The sequence below is a fragment of the Segeticoccus sp. genome (assembly GCF_035708005.1).
The window spans coordinates 1-16,723 of the sequence record NZ_DASSTI010000017.1; the positions used below are offsets into that span (position 1 = coordinate 1).

General features: G+C 68.7%; 19 protein-coding genes. 1 reads left to right on the forward strand and 18 read right to left on the reverse strand.

The window, feature by feature from the left end:
- From VFL99_RS01520 to rpsL, 16 genes are all read right to left on the reverse strand, one after another.
- On the reverse strand, window positions 1-183 hold a 183-nt coding region (locus VFL99_RS01520; RefSeq protein WP_325104555.1), incomplete at its 3' end, for an uL14 family ribosomal protein.
- A 214-nt stretch (window positions 184-397) separates the two neighbouring features.
- Window positions 398-697 carry a 30S ribosomal protein S17 gene (rpsQ, locus tag VFL99_RS01525; protein ID WP_325104556.1) on the reverse strand — a complete coding sequence of 100 codons (300 nt, stop codon included), beginning with the start codon at window positions 695-697 and terminating at the stop codon, window positions 398-400.
- A complete protein-coding gene (gene rpmC / locus VFL99_RS01530) occupies window positions 694-927 on the reverse strand; it encodes a 50S ribosomal protein L29 (RefSeq protein WP_325104557.1) in 234 nt (77 codons plus the stop codon). Before rpmC ends, rpsQ begins: the two co-directional genes overlap by 4 nt.
- Complete coding sequence (gene rplP / locus VFL99_RS01535) at window positions 927-1,343, reverse strand: 50S ribosomal protein L16 (protein WP_325104558.1); 417 nt, start codon at window positions 1,341-1,343, stop codon at window positions 927-929. Before rplP ends, rpmC begins: the two co-directional genes overlap by 1 nt.
- A 5-nt stretch (window positions 1,344-1,348) precedes the next feature.
- The gene (gene rpsC, locus VFL99_RS01540) at window positions 1,349-2,311 is read right to left on the reverse strand and encodes a 30S ribosomal protein S3 (RefSeq protein WP_325104559.1); all 963 of its coding nucleotides are present in this window, start codon (window positions 2,309-2,311) and stop codon (window positions 1,349-1,351) included.
- On the reverse strand, window positions 2,311-2,685 hold the full coding sequence (gene rplV / locus VFL99_RS01545; RefSeq protein WP_325104573.1) for a 50S ribosomal protein L22: 375 nt from the start codon (window positions 2,683-2,685) through the stop codon (window positions 2,311-2,313). The genes rpsC and rplV overlap by 1 nt, the downstream gene beginning before the upstream one ends.
- 62 nt (window positions 2,686-2,747) lie before the next feature.
- Window positions 2,748-3,029, reverse strand: a complete 282-nt coding sequence (gene rpsS / locus VFL99_RS01550) for a 30S ribosomal protein S19 (RefSeq protein WP_325104560.1) — start codon at window positions 3,027-3,029, stop codon at window positions 2,748-2,750.
- A 10-nt stretch (window positions 3,030-3,039) separates the two neighbouring features.
- Window positions 3,040-3,876, reverse strand: coding sequence for a 50S ribosomal protein L2 (rplB, locus tag VFL99_RS01555; protein ID WP_325104561.1), 837 nt, complete (start codon window positions 3,874-3,876; stop codon window positions 3,040-3,042).
- 37 nt (window positions 3,877-3,913) lie between these two features.
- Complete coding sequence (rplW, locus tag VFL99_RS01560) at window positions 3,914-4,213, reverse strand: 50S ribosomal protein L23 (protein WP_325104562.1); 300 nt, start codon at window positions 4,211-4,213, stop codon at window positions 3,914-3,916.
- Window positions 4,210-4,935: a 50S ribosomal protein L4 gene (rplD, locus tag VFL99_RS01565; protein WP_325104563.1), complete on the reverse strand. Its 726-nt coding sequence runs from the start codon at window positions 4,933-4,935 to the stop codon at window positions 4,210-4,212. Before rplD ends, rplW begins: the two co-directional genes overlap by 4 nt.
- A gap of 4 nt (window positions 4,936-4,939) precedes the next feature.
- Complete coding sequence (rplC, locus tag VFL99_RS01570) at window positions 4,940-5,596, reverse strand: 50S ribosomal protein L3 (RefSeq protein ID WP_325104564.1); 657 nt, start codon at window positions 5,594-5,596, stop codon at window positions 4,940-4,942.
- 11 nt (window positions 5,597-5,607) lie between these two features.
- Entirely contained in the window at window positions 5,608-5,916 is a 309-nt protein-coding gene (gene rpsJ / locus VFL99_RS01575; protein ID WP_325104565.1) for a 30S ribosomal protein S10, read from the reverse strand.
- 447 nt (window positions 5,917-6,363) lie between these two features.
- Window positions 6,364-7,563, reverse strand: coding sequence for an elongation factor Tu (gene tuf / locus VFL99_RS01580; RefSeq protein ID WP_325104566.1), 1,200 nt, complete (start codon window positions 7,561-7,563; stop codon window positions 6,364-6,366).
- Window positions 7,564-7,684: 121 nt separating this feature from the next.
- Window positions 7,685-9,787 (reverse strand): elongation factor G, encoded by a 2,103-nt coding sequence (gene fusA, locus VFL99_RS01585; protein WP_325104567.1) that lies wholly within the window; start codon window positions 9,785-9,787, stop codon window positions 7,685-7,687.
- 151 nt (window positions 9,788-9,938) lie between these two features.
- Window positions 9,939-10,409, reverse strand: coding sequence for a 30S ribosomal protein S7 (rpsG, locus tag VFL99_RS01590; protein WP_325104568.1), 471 nt, complete (start codon window positions 10,407-10,409; stop codon window positions 9,939-9,941).
- On the reverse strand, window positions 10,409-10,783 hold the full coding sequence (rpsL, locus tag VFL99_RS01595; RefSeq protein WP_325104569.1) for a 30S ribosomal protein S12: 375 nt from the start codon (window positions 10,781-10,783) through the stop codon (window positions 10,409-10,411). The genes rpsG and rpsL overlap by 1 nt, the downstream gene beginning before the upstream one ends.
- 592 nt (window positions 10,784-11,375) lie before the next feature.
- On the opposite strand from rpsL, the gene VFL99_RS01600 reads away from it, so the two are divergent.
- Entirely contained in the window at window positions 11,376-12,368 is a 993-nt protein-coding gene (locus VFL99_RS01600; RefSeq protein WP_325104570.1) for a DUF559 domain-containing protein, read from the forward strand.
- Window positions 12,369-12,591: 223 nt separating this feature from the next.
- On the opposite strand, the gene VFL99_RS01605 is transcribed toward VFL99_RS01600, so the two are convergent.
- Together VFL99_RS01605 and VFL99_RS01610 are read right to left on the reverse strand one after the other, a co-directional pair.
- Entirely contained in the window at window positions 12,592-16,479 is a 3,888-nt protein-coding gene (locus VFL99_RS01605; RefSeq protein WP_325104571.1) for a DNA-directed RNA polymerase subunit beta', read from the reverse strand.
- A 19-nt stretch (window positions 16,480-16,498) separates the two neighbouring features.
- Window positions 16,499-16,723, reverse strand: a 225-nt coding sequence (locus tag VFL99_RS01610) for a hypothetical protein (RefSeq protein WP_325104572.1), incomplete at its 5' end; no start/stop codon positions are given.

Genomic DNA, 16,723 nt, shown 5'->3' on the forward strand with positions numbered 1-16,723 from the left:
GACGGCCTTCACGACGTCGCCGCGCTTGACCCCGGCACCGGGCAGCGCGTCCTTCACGGTCGCGACGATGACGTCGCCGATGCCCGCGTAGCGTCGCCCGGAACCGCCGAGCACCCGGATGCAGAGGATCTCCTTCGCCCCGGTGTTGTCGGCGACTCGCAGTCGCGACTCCTGCTGAATCACGGTTCGCTTCCCTCACTGTCGCGCCGCGGCGCGACCCTCAACTGCTCCGACGCGCTGGGCGCGGCTGTCATGTGCTCCCGGGGAGGCCGCCGGCCCTCCCGGGTGGTTCGTCGGCGTGTCCGGCTTCCGCCGGGGCGATCGCGGGCACGCGCCCGCGTCACCGGCTCATGGGAAAGCCGGCCCGAGCGGGCCGACCCTCCACGATACCTGCCTGCTACTTGGCCTTCTCGAGGACCTCGACGAGCCGCCACCGCTTGGTGGCCGACATCGGCCGGGTCTCCATGATCCGCACGCGGTCGCCGATCCCGGCGACGTTCTGCTCGTCGTGGGCCTTCAGCTTGTTCGTGCGGCGGATGACCTTGCCGTAGAGACCGTGCTTCACGCGGTCCTCGACCTCCACGACGATGGTCTTCTGCATCTTGTCGCTCACCACCAGGCCCTCGCGGACCTTGCGGTAGCCGCGACCGGCGGCGCCGGGCCCGGTCGCCGTGCTCGGCTGCGCGGTCTCGCTCATGCCACACCTTCGTTCGGGGCGACCGAGAGACCCAGCTCGCGCTCCCGCATGATCGTGTAGATCCGCGCGATGTCGCGGCGGACGGTCTGCAGCCGCCGGTTGTTGTCCAGCTGGCCGGTGGCCACCTGGAATCGCAGGTTGAACAGTTCTTCCTTGGACTCGCGCAGCTTCGTGGCGAGCTCGTCAGCCGAGAGCTCGCGCAGCTCCGGAGCGGTCAGACCGGCAGCCATCACACCTCTCCTTCACGCGTGATGAAGCGGCACTTCATGGGCAGCTTGTGGATGGCCCGGCGCATGGCCTCGCGGGCCACCGGCTCGGCCACGCCGGAGAGCTCGAACATGACGCGCCCCGGCTTGACGTTGGCGACCCACCACTCCGGCGAGCCCTTCCCGGAACCCATGCGGGTCTCGGCGGGCTTCTTGGTCAGCGGTCGGTCGGGGTAGATCGTGATCCACACCTTCCCGCCACGGCGGATGTGCCGGGTCATCGCGATACGGGCCGACTCGATCTGCCGGTTGGTGACGTAGGCCGGCTCGAGCGCCTGGATCGCGTACTCCCCGAAGTTGATCGCGGTGCCGCCCTTGGCCGCGCCCGACCGGCTCGGGTGATGCTGCTTGCGGTGCTTGACCCTGCGTGGGATCAACACGGGACTCAGGCCCCCTGTCCGTCGGTCTCGGCCGGGTTGGTCTCGGCGAGGGTGTTCTCCGCCGCGGTGCCCTCGGGCGCGGCGGTCTCCGGCGCGGCCGCCTCGGCGACGCTCTGCGTCGTCTCGGCCTCGCCGGAGGTCACGGCGACGGTGCTGTCGACCGGCTCGGTCCCGGGCGCCTGGACGGCCGTGGCCTCGGCGGCGGCGCGCCCCGCCTCGGTGCCGCCGGCGGTGGTGCCGGAGGAGCCGGAGCGCCGCGGCCGCTGGGCGCGCTCGCGCCGCTGCTGGCGCGCGGCGAGCGCCTCGAGTGCCTCGCGCTCGGCGCGGGAGCCGCTCACGTCACCCTTGTAGATCCACACCTTGACGCCGATGCGACCGAACGTGGTGCGGGCCTCGTACAGGCCGTAGTCGATGTTCGCGCGCAGCGTGTGCAGCGGCACCCGGCCCTCGCGGTAGAACTCCGAGCGCGACATCTCCGCGCCGCCGAGACGGCCGGAGCACTGCACCCGGATGCCCTTGGCGCCGCCACGCAGCGCGGACTGCATGCCCTTGCGCATCGCGCGACGGAAGGAGACACGGGCCGACAGCTGCTCGGCAATGCCCTGGGCCACCAGCTGCGCCTCGGTCTCGGGGTTCTTCACCTCGAGGATGTTCAGCTGGACCTGCTTGCCGGTGAGCTTCTCGAGCTCGCCGCGGATCCGGTCGGCCTCCGCGCCGCGGCGGCCGATGACGATACCCGGCCGGGCGGTGTGGATGTCCACGCGGACGCGGTCACGGGTCCGCTCGATCTCGACCTTGGCGATGCCGGCGCGCTCCATGCCGGTGGACATCAGCTTGCGGATCGCGACGTCCTCCTTGACGTAGTCGCGGTAGCGCTGCCCCGGCTTGGTCGAGTCGGCGAACCACCGGCTCTTGTGGTCGGTGGTGATGCCCAGACGGAAACCGGTGGGGTTGATCTTCTGACCCATCAGCGGGTCCCTCCCTTGCTGGCGTCATCGGGCTGCGACACGTGCACCGTGATGTGGCTGGTGCGCTTGTTGATCCGGTTGGCGCGGCCCTGGGCCCGCGGCCGGAACCGCTTCATCGTCGGGCCCTCGTCGACGTATGCGGCCGAGACGACCAGCGTCCGCTCGTCAAACGCGGTCGCGGCCTGGTCGGCGGCCACCCGGGCGTTCGCAATGGCGCTCTCCAGCACCTTGCGCACCGGCTCGCTGGCCGACTGCGGCGCGAACTGCAGCACCGCGACGGCCTCGCTCGCCCGCTTGCCACGGATCAGGTCCACGACGCGGCGGGCCTTCATGGGCGTCACACGGACGTGCCGCGCCTGCGCCTTGGCTTCCATCGCTGTCCCTTTGCTCTCGTCAGTCATGCAGGTTGTTCATGCAGTGGTGGTCGGTGCCCCGCTCAGCGGCGGCGGCCCTTGCGGTCGTCCTTCTCGTGACCCTTGAAGGTGCGCGTCGGCGCGAACTCGCCGAGCTTGTGCCCGACCATGGACTCGGTGACGAACACCGGCACGTGCTTGCGTCCGTCGTGCACCGCGATGGTGTGGCCCAGCATGTCGGGGCTGACCATCGAACGGCGCGACCAGGTCTTGATGACGTTCTTGGTGCCCGCTTCGTTCTGGGCGTCCACCTTCTTGGCGAGGTGGTCGTCGATGAAGGGGCCCTTCTTCAGGCTGCGTGGCATGGGAAGTTCCTCACCGCTTCTTCTTGGTACGACGGCGACGCACGATGAGCTTGTCGCTCTCCTTGTTGGGGCGACGGGTGCGACCCTCCGGCTGGCCCCACGGGCTGACCGGGTGGCGGCCGCCGGACGTGCGGCCCTCACCACCACCGTGCGGGTGGTCGACCGGGTTCATCACGACACCACGGACGGTCGGGCGCTTGCCCTTCCAGCGGGCGCGGCCGGCCTTGCCCCAGTTGATGTTGCTCTGCTCGGCGTTGCCCACCTCGCCGACAGTGGCGCGGCAGCGCACGTCGACGTTCCGGATCTCACCGGAGGGCATGCGCAGCTGCGCGAAGCGGCCCTCCTTGGCGACCAGCTGTACGCGGGCGCCGGCCGAGCGGGCGATCTTGGCCCCGCCACCGGGCCGCAGCTCGATCGCGTGGACCACGGTGCCGACGGGGATGTTGCGCAGCGGCAGGTTGTTGCCCGGCTTGATGTCGGCGGACGGACCAGCCTCGACCGCGTCACCCTGCTTGAGGCGGTTCGGCGCGATGATGTAGCGCTTCTCGCCGTCGGCGTAGTGCAGCAGCGCGATGCGCGCCGTGCGGTTCGGGTCGTACTCGATGTGCGCAACCGTGGCGGGCACGCCGTCCTTGTCGTCGCGACGGAAGTCGATGACGCGGTAGGCGCGCTTGTGCCCTCCCCCGATGTGGCGGGTGGTGATCCGGCCCGAGCTGTTGCGGCCGCCGGTCTTGCTCAGCGGGCGCACCAGGGACTTCTCCGGCGTGGAGCGCGTGACCTCGACGAAGTCGGCGACGCTGGCGCCCCGACGGCCGGGCGTCGTCGGCTTGTACTTGCGGATAGCCATAGCTTTACAGTCCTCTTCCTATCGAGTCAGCGGCGCGTCAGGAGACGGTGCCGAAGATGTCGATGGAGCCTTCCTTGAGGGTGACGATCGCGCGCTTGGTGTCCTTGCGCCGGCCGATGCCGAAGCGGGTGCGCCGCGCCTTGCCCTGGCGGTTCAACGTGTTCACCGAGTCGACCTTGACGTCGAAGATGCGCTCGACGGCGATCTTGATCTCGGTCTTGTTCGCCCGAGGGTCCACCACGAAGGTGTACTTGCCCTCGTCGAGCAGTCCGTAGGACTTCTCGGAGACGACCGGCGCGATCAGGATGTCGCGCGGATCCTTGCCCAGCGTGCTCACTTGGCGTCCTCCTCAGCGCTGGTAGCGGCGGCCGGCGTCGTGCCCGCTGCGTCGTCGGTGACCTCGGTGACCTCGACGGCCTCGGCGTCCGCGGCCTTCTTCGGACCGGCCAGGAACGCCTCGAGGGCACCCTGGGTGAACACGACGTCGTCGGCGCACAGCACGTCATACGTGTTGAGCTGGTCGGCGAACAGCACGTGCACGTCGACCAGGTTGCGCAGGCTCTTCAGGCTGACCAGGTCCGTGCGCTCGACCACCACGAGGAGGTTCTTGCGCTCGGACAGGCCCTCCAGCACGGCATACGCGGACTTGGTGGACGGGGCGTCGCCCTCGACCACGGCGCTGAGCACGTGGACCCGGCCGTAGCGCGCCCGGTCCGAGAGGGCGCCGCGCAGGGCGGCGGCCTTCATCTTCTTGGGCGTGCGCTGGGTGTAGCTGCGCGGCTGCGGGCCGTGGACGGTGCCACCGCCGGCGAACTGCGGCGCGCGGGTCGACCCCTGCCGGGCCCGTCCGGTGCCCTTCTGGCGGTAGGGCTTGGCCCCACCACCGCGGACCGCGCCGCGGGTCTTGGTGGCGTGCGTGCCCTGCCGCGCGGCGGCGAGCTGGGCAACGACGACCTGGTGGATCAGCGGGACGTTGGTCTGCACGTCGAAGACCTCGGCGGGCAGGTCAACGGTGCCCGCCTTGCTCCCCTGCGGGCTGATGATGTCAACGGTCGGCATGGCGTCAGGCTCCCTTGGCAGCCGTGCGCACCAGGACGATGCCGCCGCGGGCGCCGGGGACGGCGCCCTTGATCAGCAGCAGGCCCTTCTCGGCGTCCACGGCGTGGATCGTGAGGTTCTGCGTGGTCTGGCGGACCCGGCCCATCCGGCCGGCCATGCGCATGCCCTTGAAGACGCGGCCGGGGGTGGCGCAGCCACCGATCGACCCGGGCTTGCGGTGGTTGCGGTGGGCGCCGTGCGAGGAGCTCACCCCGGCGAAGCCGTGCCGCTTCATGACACCGGCGGTGCCCTTGCCCTTGGTGGTGCCGACGACGTCGACGTCCTGACCGGACTCGAACGTCTCGACGGTGATCTCCTGACCGACCTGGTAGTCGGCGGCGTCGGAGGTCCGGATCTCCACCAGGTGGCGGCGCGGGGTCACCCCGGCCTTCTCGAAGTGGCCCTTCATCGGCTTGTTGACCTTGCGCGGGTCGATTGCCCCGTAGGCGAGCTGGACGGCGTTGTAGCCGTCGGCGTCCTGTCCCCGGACCTGCGTGACGACGCAGGGCCCGGCCTGGATCACGGTGACCGGGACCAGTCGGTTGTTCTCGTCCCACACCTGGGTCATGCCGAGCTTCTCGCCAAGGACTCCCTTGACGCTGCGCTCAAGTGCGTGAGTCATGGCCTGCGTCCTTACAGCTTGATCTCGATGTTGACGTCCGCCGGCAGGTCGAGCCGCATGAGCGAGTCGACGGCCTTCGGCGTCGGGTCCACGATGTCGATGAGCCGCTTGTGGGTGCGCATCTCGAAGTGCTCGCGGCTGTCCTTGTACTTGTGCGGCGACCGGATGACGCAGAAGACGTTCTTCTCCGTCGGCAGCGGCACGGGGCCGACAACCGTCGCACCCGCACGGGTCACCGTGTCGACAATCTTGCGCGCCGAGCTGTCGATGACCTCGTGGTCATACGACTTCAGCCGGATGCGGATCTTCTGTTCCGCCATTCGCTCCGCCATCTCTCTCTCGTCGTACCGCGTACAGGGCCGACCCCTCCGGCCTCCGACCCCCGCGGTCGGGTGTGTCGCACCCGCTCCGCGGCGCAGGCGATCGACTCGACCTGCTGGTGGAGGTCCGGCCCTGGGCCGGAGCTTGCGCTCCCCCGACTCCCAGCGCGCCCTTGTGGCTGCGCGTCGTCCGGGGCGACGGCACACCCGTGGGCCGACGAGGTGGTCCTCGCCCTCACCCGCGGTGAGCACCGCGCGTCAAGCAACTTGTCAATAGTGCCAGACGCGGAGGGCCCCGGCCAAATCGAGCCGAGGTGACGCCCGGCACGTGCGCGAGCACCCGGCATACCTGCGCCTCGTGGCAGGCGAAAGGGCCCCGGATCCCTGCGGATCCGAGGCCCTTCCGGTCTGGCTTGGTATGCCGTGTGCTCCCGCGGGAGCGTCAGGTCACTTGATGATCTTGGTGACCCGGCCGGCGCCGACGGTCCGGCCACCCTCACGGATGGCGAACTTCAGGCCCTCCTCCATGGCGATCGGCTGGATCATGTCGACCGTCATCTCGGTGTTGTCGCCGGGCATGACCATCTCCGTGCCCTCGGGCAGGTGCACAACGCCGGTGACGTCCGTGGTCCGGAAGTAGAACTGCGGACGGTAGTTGTCGTAGAACGGCGTGTGCCGGCCACCCTCGTCCTTGGACAGGATGTAGACCTGCGCCTCGAACTCGGTGTGCGGGGTGATCGAGCCCGGCTTCACGACGACCTGGCCGCGCTCGACGTCCTCGCGCTTGGTGCCGCGCAGCAGCAGACCGACGTTCTCACCCGCGCGGCCCTCGTCGAGCAGCTTGCGGAACATCTCGATGCCGGTGACGGTGGTCTTCGACGGCGGGCCCTGGTGGATCCCGACGATCTCGACCTCCTCGTTCACCTTGAGCACACCGCGCTCGACACGACCGGTGACGACGGTGCCGCGGCCGGTGATGGTGAACACGTCCTCGATCGGCATGAGGAACGGCTTGTCGATGTCGCGCTCCGGGTCCGGAATCGCCTCGTCGACGGCGTCCATGAGCTCCAGCACGGAGTTGACCCACTTCTCGTCGCCCTCGAGCGCCTTGAGCGCCGAGACCTTGACGACCGGCACGTCGTCGCCGGGGAACTCGTAGGAGGACAGCAGCTCGCGGACCTCCATCTCGACGAGCTCCATGATCTCCTCGTCGTCGACCATGTCGGCCTTGTTCAGCGCCACCACGATGTAGGGGACGCCGACCTGACGGGCCAGCAGGACGTGCTCCTTGGTCTGCGGCATCGGGCCGTCAGTGGCCGCCACGACCAGGATGGCGCCGTCCATCTGCGCCGCACCGGTGATCATGTTCTTGACGTAGTCAGCGTGCCCGGGGCAGTCGACGTGCGCGTAGTGACGCTTGTCGGTCTGGTACTCGATGTGGGCGATCGAGATCGTGATACCGCGCTGGCGCTCTTCCGGCGCCTTGTCGATCATGTCGAACGCTTCGGTGTTCGGGTTCAGCTCCGGGTTCTTGTCGTGCAGAACCTTGGAGATCGCAGCCGTCAGCGTCGTCTTGCCGTGGTCGATGTGACCGATGGTGCCGATGTTGACGTGCGGCTTGGTCCGCTCGAACTTCGCCTTCGCCACTGGGGGTCCTCCTCAGGACTTGTTGGTGATCGCCTCACGGACCGGACCCTGGTCGGGTGGACGTGGGGACGTCTTCTTGGGTTGGTTGACTACGGGTTCGCCGACGGGGAGTTTACCCGCGTCACTCGCCCCGGACCTTCTTGATGATCTCGTCCGCGACGCTCCGGGGAACCTCCGCGTACGAGTCGAACTGCATCGTGTAGTTGGCCCGACCCTGGGTCTTGGACCGGAGGTCGCCAACGTATCCGAACATCTCGGACAGCGGCACGAGGCCCTTGACGACCTTCGCCCCGCTGATGTCCTCCATGGACTGGATCTGCCCACGACGAGAGTTGATGTCGCCGATGACGTCGCCCATGTACTCCTCGGGCGTGCGCACCTCGACGGCCATCATCGGCTCGAGCAGCACGGGATTGGCCTTGCGGGCCGCCTCCTTGAACGCCATCGAGCCGGCGATCTTGAACGCCATCTCCGAGGAGTCGACGTCGTGGTACGCACCGTCCACCAGGGTGGCCTTGACGCCCACCACCGGGTAGCCGGCGAGCACACCGAGCTCCATGGCGCTCTGGATACCGGCGTCCACGCTGGGGATGTACTCCCGCGGCACGCGTCCACCGGTGACCTTGTTGTCGAACTCGTACAGCTCACCCTCGGAGGTGTCCATCGGCTCGAGGGTGATCTGCACCTTCGCGAACTGACCGGAGCCACCCGTCTGCTTCTTGTGGGTGTAGTCGTACTTCTCCACGGGGCGACGGATCGTCTCACGGTAGGCGACCTGCGGAGCACCGACGTTGGCCTCGACCTTGAACTCGCGCCGCATGCGGTCCACGAGGATGTCGAGGTGGAGCTCGCCCATGCCGCCGATGACGGTCTGGCCGGTCTCCTCGTCGAGGCGCACCGAGAAGGTCGGGTCCTCCTCGGCGAGCCGCTGGATCGCGGTCGACAGCTTCTCCTGGTCACCCTTGGTCTTCGGCTCGATGGCCACGTGGATGACCGGCTCCGGGAAGTGCATCGACTCCAGCAGCACCTGGTTGTTCATGTCGGACAGGGTGTCGCCGGTGGTCGTGTCCTTGAGCCCGATGAAGGCGTAGATGTGACCCGCCGTCGCGAAGTCGACCGGGTTCTCCTTGTTGGAGTGCATCTGGAACAGCTTGCCGATGCGCTCCTTCTTGCCCTTGGTCGAGTTCATGACCTGGGCGCCGCTCTCCACGCGACCGGAGTAGACCCGGACGTAGGTGAGCTTGCCGAAGAACGGGTGCACCGCGACCTTGTACGCCAGCGCCGAGAACGGCTCGCTCGCGTCCGGCTTGCGGATGACCTCCTTCTCCGGGTCCTTCGGGTCGTGGCCGATCATCGGCGGCACGTCCAGCGGGGAGGGCAGGTAGGCCACGACCGCGTCGAGCATGGGCTGCACGCCCTTGTTCTTGAACGCGGTGCCGCACAGCACCGGGTACAGCTCGTTGGCCACCGTGAGCTTGCGGATGCCGGCCTTGAGCTCGTCCTCGGTCAGCTCCTCGCCACCGAGGTACTTCTCGAGCAGCTCCTCGTCGGACTCGGCGATCTTCTCGACGAGCTCGTTGCGGTACTCCTCGGCCTTGGCCTGCAGGTCGGCGGGGATGTCCTCGACCTCGTAGTCCTCACCCTTCTTGGTCTCACCGTGCCAGACCAGGGCCTTCATGCGGACCAGGTCGACGACGCCGATGAAGTCGCTCTCGGCGCCGATCGGCAGCTGCAGCACGAGCGGCGTCGCACCGAGGCGGTCCTTGATGGTCTGCACGGTGAAGTAGAAGTCCGCACCGAGCTTGTCCATCTTGTTGACGAAGCAGATGCGCGGGACGCCGTAGCCGTCGGCCTGGCGCCACACGGTCTCGGACTGCGGCTCGACGCCCTCCTTGCCGTCGAAGACGGCGACCGCACCGTCGAGCACCCGCAGCGACCGCTCCACCTCGACGGTGAAGTCGACGTGCCCGGGGGTGTCGATGATGTTGATCTGGGTGTCCTTCCAGAAGCAGGTCGTCGCGGCCGACGTGATCGTGATGCCGCGCTCCTGCTCCTGCTCCATCCAGTCCATCGTCGAGGCGCCGTCGTGCGTCTCGCCGATCTTGTAGTTGATGCCCGTGTAGAACAGGATCCGCTCGGTGGTCGTCGTCTTGCCGGCATCGATGTGCGCCATGATGCCGATGTTGCGGACCCGCTTGAGGTCCGTGAGGACGTCGAGTGCCACGGTGTCTTTCTCGTCTCGTCTCGAGGGTGTGGGTCTGGGGTGGGTGAGGGGCGCGGGGGCCGTCCCGGTGCGTGCCCGGCATACCCGCAGGTATGCCGGGAAGCCCGGTGACTGCCCCCGTCACCTCACGTGGAGGCTCGGGGCCGGCCGACTACCAGCGGTAGTGGGCGAACGCCTTGTTCGACTCGGCCATCTTGTGGGTGTCCTCGCGGCGCTTGACCGCGGCACCGAGGCCGTTGCTCGCGTCGAGGATCTCGTTCATGAGGCGGTCGGTCATCGTCTTCTCGCGACGCTGCCGCGCGTAGCCGACCAGCCAGCGCAGCGACAGCGTGGTCGCGCGACCCGGCTTGACCTCGACCGGCACCTGGTAGGTCGCACCACCGACGCGGCGGCTCTTGACCTCCAGCGCGGGACGGACGTTGTCGAGCGCCCGCTTGAGGGTCACGACCGGGTCGGTGCCCGTCTTGGCGCGGCAGCCCTCGAGGGCGCCGTAGACGATGGTCTCGGCGATCGACTTCTTGCCGTCGAGCAGGATCTTGTTGACCAGCTGCGTGACCAGCGGGGAACCGTAGACCGGGTCGACGACCAGCGGACGCTTCGGCGCGGGGCCCTTGCGCGGCATTACTTCTTCTCCTTCTTCGCGCCGTAGCGGCTGCGGGCCTGCTGGCGGCCGCGGACACCCTGGGTGTCGAGCGAGCCGCGCACGATCTTGTAGCGCACGCCCGGCAGGTCCTTCACCCGGCCACCGCGGACGAGCACGATCGAGTGCTCCTGCAGGTTGTGGCCGACACCGGGGATGTAGGCCGTGACCTCGATGCCGCTGGTGAGCTTCACGCGCGCGACCTTGCGCAGCGCGGAGTTCGGCTTCTTGGGGGTGGTCGTGTAGACGCGGGTGCAGACCCCGCGGCGCTGCGGGCTGCCCTTGAGGGCCGGGGTCGCGACCTTGCCGCGCTTCTCCTGGCGCCCCTTGCGGACGAGCTGGTTGATCGTGGGCACTGAATCTCCGTCAGTCGTGTTGTCTGCGGACGGGTGTCCGCTCCTTGGCGTCGTCCCGCCTCGACCCCCGCGCTCGGGTGTGTCGGCGAGCCCTCCCCTGCACTCCCCTCGGCACGTCCTCTGGCTCTGGCGGTCGAGCGGACCGGAGGAGAGGATGTGCCGACAGGCGCCCGGCGAGGGGGTGAGCCCGACCCTGCGAGACGATGCCGGCCGCGGAGCGGGTCCGCCGCCTGTCCGCACTCGCTCCCGGACGCGGGCTCGTGCACAGGACTCAGCCCACGCACAGTGGTCAAGGCTACCGCGTGTGTCGGAATGCGACCAAATCGCGGACGCCCTGCTCGCGCTGGGTGTGCCCGCTGGAGAGAACGCCGGCCCGGGGTGGACATCTTCCCCGAGACCGGGGTACCACAACGCGGCCAGACCACATCGACCCCGACATTCCTCACGCCAGCGCCGACCACGCCGCACCAGACCACGTCGACCGCGACATTCCTCACGCCAGCGCCGACCACGCCGTCCTAGACCGGCGGCGGAGTCGCTTCGCCCTGTGGACAACATCAAGAGACCGACGAACCGGCGCCACAGTCGTCCCATGACGACGCAACAGGGATCGAAGCGGACAGTTCCGTCCAGCCCGTTCACCGCAGCTGAGGCCCGCGACGCTGGCATCAGCCGGCACGACCTCAGCGGGCCGGCATACCGTCGCCTGTTCCACGGGATGTATGCCGAAGCCTCCGTCGCGGTGACGCCCCTCCTCCTGGCGAAGGCGGCGCTGCGGGTCTCGCCCGCCGGCTCGCACGCGAGCCACCACACCGCCGCACGGATCTGGGGAGCATGGGTGCCGGACGACCCGCTGGTCCATGTCTGCAGTCCCCGAGGCACTTCCCGCTGCCAGCGGCGCGGCATCGGGGCCCACGAATGCCGCCATCCCGACGGCGATGCCACCGAAGGCAGACCCCTCGGCGTCGTCACCCGCCACGGAGTAGCGGTGTCCGGTCCCGTCCGGCTGTTCCTCGAGATGGCCCCTGCGCTGCGCCTGGTGGATCTGGTGGTCCTCGGCGACAGCCTGGTCCGCAAGGACCTCACCACGCCGGATCGGCTCCTCCGGGCAGCCGCCGCCTGGAAGGGAGCCGGCGCCGTGGCCGCTCGCCGCGCCGCTGGATTCGTGCGGAAGGACGTCGACTCCCCCATGGAGACCCGGTTGCGGATGCTCATCGTCTTGGCCGGCCTCCCGGAGCCACTCGTGAACCATCGCCTCCGGGAGGCCAACGGGGACGTACGGCGCCGGTTTGACCTGTGCTACCGAGAACTGCGCCTGGTCATCGAGTACGACGGCCGCCACCACGCGGAGGACGACCATCAGTGGGACCACGACATCGACCGCCGGGAGGAGCTGGACGAGGAGAAGTGGCGGGTGATCATCGTGCGGTCGAAGGGCATCTGGGTCGAACCGGGGCACACGCTGGACCGAATCGTCCGGGCCATGCGTTCCCAGGGCGCCACCGGCCTGCCCCGCGCGTTGAACGACGAGTGGCGGGCGCACTTCCCGGGCCGAGTCGTGGGCAACGGCTCCACGCAGGCGTGACGAATGTCGCCGCTCAGGCCATCTCCGGCGACACCATCCACGCAGGCGTGAGATGTGTCGGGCTGGCCGTGGTCGAGAGACGACGAAGGCGGGGCGGACCGTGGTGGTCCGCCCCGCCTCCGATGCGGTATGCCGAGTGCTCGCCTGCGGTATGCCGAGTGCTCGCCTCAGCCGGTCGCTCTCGCCTCGGCTGCCGAGGTGCGTCGGCAGCCGAGGCGGTCGCTCAGTCCCGGTCGAAGCCGAGCGCGGCGTCGTCGAGGACGACCGCTTCGCCCGAGCCCGGACCGAAGCCCGGGTAGTCGAACTGCTCGTAGCCCGGCATCGAGTACATCTCCGCCTTGGCCTCCTCGGTCGGCTCCACCTTGACGTTGCGGTAGCGCGGCAGGCCGGTCCCCGCGGGGATCAGCTTTCCGAGGATGACGTTCTCCTTCAGGCCGAGCAGCGGGTCGCTCTTGGCGTGCAGCGCGGCCTCGGTGAGGACGCGGGTGGTCTCCTGGAAGGAGGCCGCCGACAGCCAGGAGTCGGTCGCGAGCGAGGCCTTGGTGATGCCCATGAGCTCGGGACGCCCCGAGGCCGGCTTGCCGCCCTCGGAGACGACGCGGCGGTTCTCCTCCTCGAAGCGCACTCGCTCGGCCAGCTCGCCCGGCAGCAGCTCGGAGTCGCCCGCCTCGATGATCGTGATCCGGCGCAGCATCTGCCGGACGATCACCTCGATGTGCTTGTCGTGGATCGACACACCCTGCTGGCGGTACACACCCTGGACCTCCTGCACGAGGTGCATCTGCACCTGGCGCGGGCCGAGGATCCGCAGCACCTGCTTGGGGTCGATGGCGCCCTGCACGAGCTGGGTGCCGACCTCGACATGGTCCCCGTCGGCGACCATGAGGCGGCCGCGCTTGCTGATCGGGTAGGCGTGCTCCTCCGAGCCGTCGTCCGGGACCAGCACGATCCGCCGGGTCTTGTCGGTGTCCTCGATCTGCACCCGGCCGGTCGCCTCGGCGATCGGCGCGACACCCTTCGGGGTGCGGGCCTCGAAGAGCTCGACCACACGGGGCAGACCCTGGGTGATGTCGTCACCGGCCACACCACCGGTGTGGAAGGTTCGCATCGTCAGCTGGGTGCCGGGCTCACCGATCGACTGGGCGGCGATGATGCCGACGGCCTCGCCGATGTCGACCAGCTTGCCGGTGGCCAGCGACCGGCCGTAGCACTTGGCGCACGTGCCGACCCGCGAGTCACAGGTCAGGACCGAACGGACTCGGACCTTCTCGACCCCGGCCGCGACCAGGGCGTCGATGACCACGTCACCGAGGTCCATGCCGGCCTCGGCGAGCACCTCGCCGTCCATGACGACGTCCTCGGCGAGCGTTCGCGCGTAGACCGAGGTCTCCACGTCGTCGTGCTCGCGCAGGTTGCCGTCGACGCCACGCACCGCGATCGGCAGCTCGACACCACGGTCGGTGCCACAGTCCTGCTCGCGGATGATGACGTCCTGGCTCACGTCCACCAGGCGTCGGGTCAGGTAACCCGAGTCGGCGGTCCGCAGCGCGGTGTCGGCCAAGCCCTTGCGGGCACCGTGCGTGGAGATGAAGAACTCCAGCACCGACAGGCCCTCGCGGAAGTTCGCCTTGATCGGGCGCGGGATGATCTCACCCTTCGGGTTCGCCATCAGGCCACGCATACCGGCGATCTGCCGCAGCTGGAACCAGTTACCACGAGCGCCCGAGGAGACCATCCGGTAGATCGGGTTGGTCTTCGGGAAGTTGGTCTCCATCTCCTTGGAGACCTCGTTCGTGGCCTGGGTCCAGATCTCGATGAGCTCCTGACGGCGCTCGTCGTCGGTGATCAGACCGCGCTCGAACTGCGTCTGCACCTTGGCGGCCTTGGTCTCGTAGTCACCGAGGATCTCGGACTTCGACGCCGGGGTGACGACGTCGGAGATGGCGACCGTGGTGCCCGAGCGGGTGGCCCAGTGGAAGCCGTCCGCCTTGAGCGCGTCCAGCGACGCCGCGACCTGCACCTTGCTGTAGCGCTCGGCGAGGTCGTTGACGATCGCCGACAGCTTCTTCTTGTCGACGCTGACGTTCACGTAGGCGAAGTCCTCGGGCAGGCTCTCGTTGAAGATCGCCCGACCCAGCGTGGTCTCGACCGTCAGCTCGGAGACGAAGCCGCGCTCGTCGGCCTCGACACCCTCGGGCAGCACCGTCCCCGGCGTCGGCACGAGGTCCTTGAGCCGGATCTTCACCAGCGAACCGAGCTCGATCTCGTCGGCGTCGAAGGCCATCTGCGCCTCGGCGACGGTCGCGAAGGCGCGGCCGGCGCCCTTGCCGTCCTCCACCTCGGAGGTGAGGTGGAACAGGCCGATGATCATGTCCTGGGTCGGCATGGTCACCGGGCGACCGTCGGCTGGCTTGAGGATGTTGTTGCTCGACAGCATCAGGATCCGCGCCTCGGCCTGCGCCTCGGCGGACAGCGGCACGTGGACCGCCATCTGGTCACCGTCGAAGTCGGCGTTGAACGCCGAGCAGACGAGCGGGTGGATCTGGATCGCCTTGCCCTCGACCAGCTGCGGCTCGAAGGCCTGGATGCCGAGACGGTGCAGGGTCGGTGCGCGGTTGAGCAACACCGGGTGCTCGCGGATGACCTCCTCGAGCACGTCCCACACGACCGGGCGCGCGCGCTCCACCATCCGCTTGGCGGACTTGATGTTCTGCGCGTGGTCGAGGTCGACCAGCCGCTTCATCACGAACGGCTTGAACAGCTCCAGCGCCATCTGCTTGGGCAGGCCGCACTGGTGCAGCTTCAGCTGCGGGCCGACGACGATGACCGAGCGGCCGGAGTAGTCGACGCGCTTGCCCAGCAGGTTCTGCCGGAACCGGCCCTGCTTGCCCTTGAGCATGTCGGACAGCGACTTCAGCGGACGGTTGCCGGGCCCGGTGACCGGGCGGCCGCGGCGGCCGTTGTCGAACAGCGCGTCGACGGCCTCCTGCAGCATCCGCTTCTCGTTGTTGACGATGATCTCGGGCGCGCCCAGGTCGAGCAGGCGCTTGAGCCGGTTGTTGCGGTTGATGACCCGGCGGTACAGGTCGTTCAGGTCGGACGTGGCGAACCGGCCGCCGTCGAGCTGCACCATGGGGCGCAGGTCCGGCGGGATGACCGGGATGCAGTCCAGCACCATGCCGAGCGGGCTGTTGCGGGTGTTGAGGAACGCCGAGACGACCTTCAGCCGCTTGAGGGCGCGGGCCTTCTTCTGGCCCTTGCCGGTGCGGATGATGTCGCGCAGCTTCTCGGCCTCGGCGTCGAGGTCGAAGTTCTGCAGCCGCGCCTGGATGGCCGCGGCGCCCATGCCGCCCTCGAAGTACTTGCCGAAGCGGTCGCGCATCTCGCGGTAGAGCAGCTCGTCGCCCTCCAGGTCCTGGACCTTGAGGTTCTTGAACCGGCTCCACACCTCGTCGAGGCGGTCGAGCTCGCGCTGCGCGCGGTCGCGCAGCTGCTTCATCTCCCGCTCGGCGCCGTCGCGCACCTTGCGCTTCTGGTCGGCCTTCGCGCCGGCCTCCTCCAGCTCCGCGAGGTCGCCCTCCAGCTTCTGCTGGCGGGCCTCGACCTGCGCGTCGCGGGCCTGCTCGATCTGCTGGCGCTCCACCGAGATGTGCGCCTCCAGCGTGGGCAGGTCGCGGTCGCGCCGCTCCGCGTCCACGCTGGTGATCATGTAGGCCGCGAAGTAGATGATCTTCTCGAGATCCTTCGGGGCCAGGTCCAGCAGGTAGCCGAGGCGGGACGGCACGCCCTTGAAGTACCAGATGTGCGTGACCGGCGCGGCCAGCTCGATGTGGCCCATCCGCTCGCGCCGCACCTTGGCGCGGGTCACCTCGACGCCGCAGCGCTCACAGATGATGCCCTTGAAGCGGACGCGCTTGTACTTGCCGCAGTAGCACTCCCAGTCCCGGGTCGGGCCGAAGATCTTCTCGCAGAAGAGCCCGTCCTTCTCCGGCTTGAGGGTCCGGTAGTTGATCGTCTCCGGCTTCTTCACCTCGCCGTGCGACCACTGGCGGATATCGTCGGCGGTCGCCAGACCGATGCGAAGCTCGTCGAAGAAGTTGACGTCAAGCAACTGTTTTCCCCTTGAGTTCTCAGACCTCGTCGACGCTCATCGCGCCCTCGTTAGGACGGCGGGACAGGTCGATGCCGAGCTCCTCCGCGGCGCGGAAGACGTCCTCGTCGGTGTCGCGCATCTCGATCGACATGCCGTCGCTGGAGAGCACCTCGACGTTGAGGCACAGCGACTGCATCTCCTTGATGAGCACCTTGAAGGACTCGGGAATGCCGGGCTCGGGGATGTTCTCGCCCTTGACGAT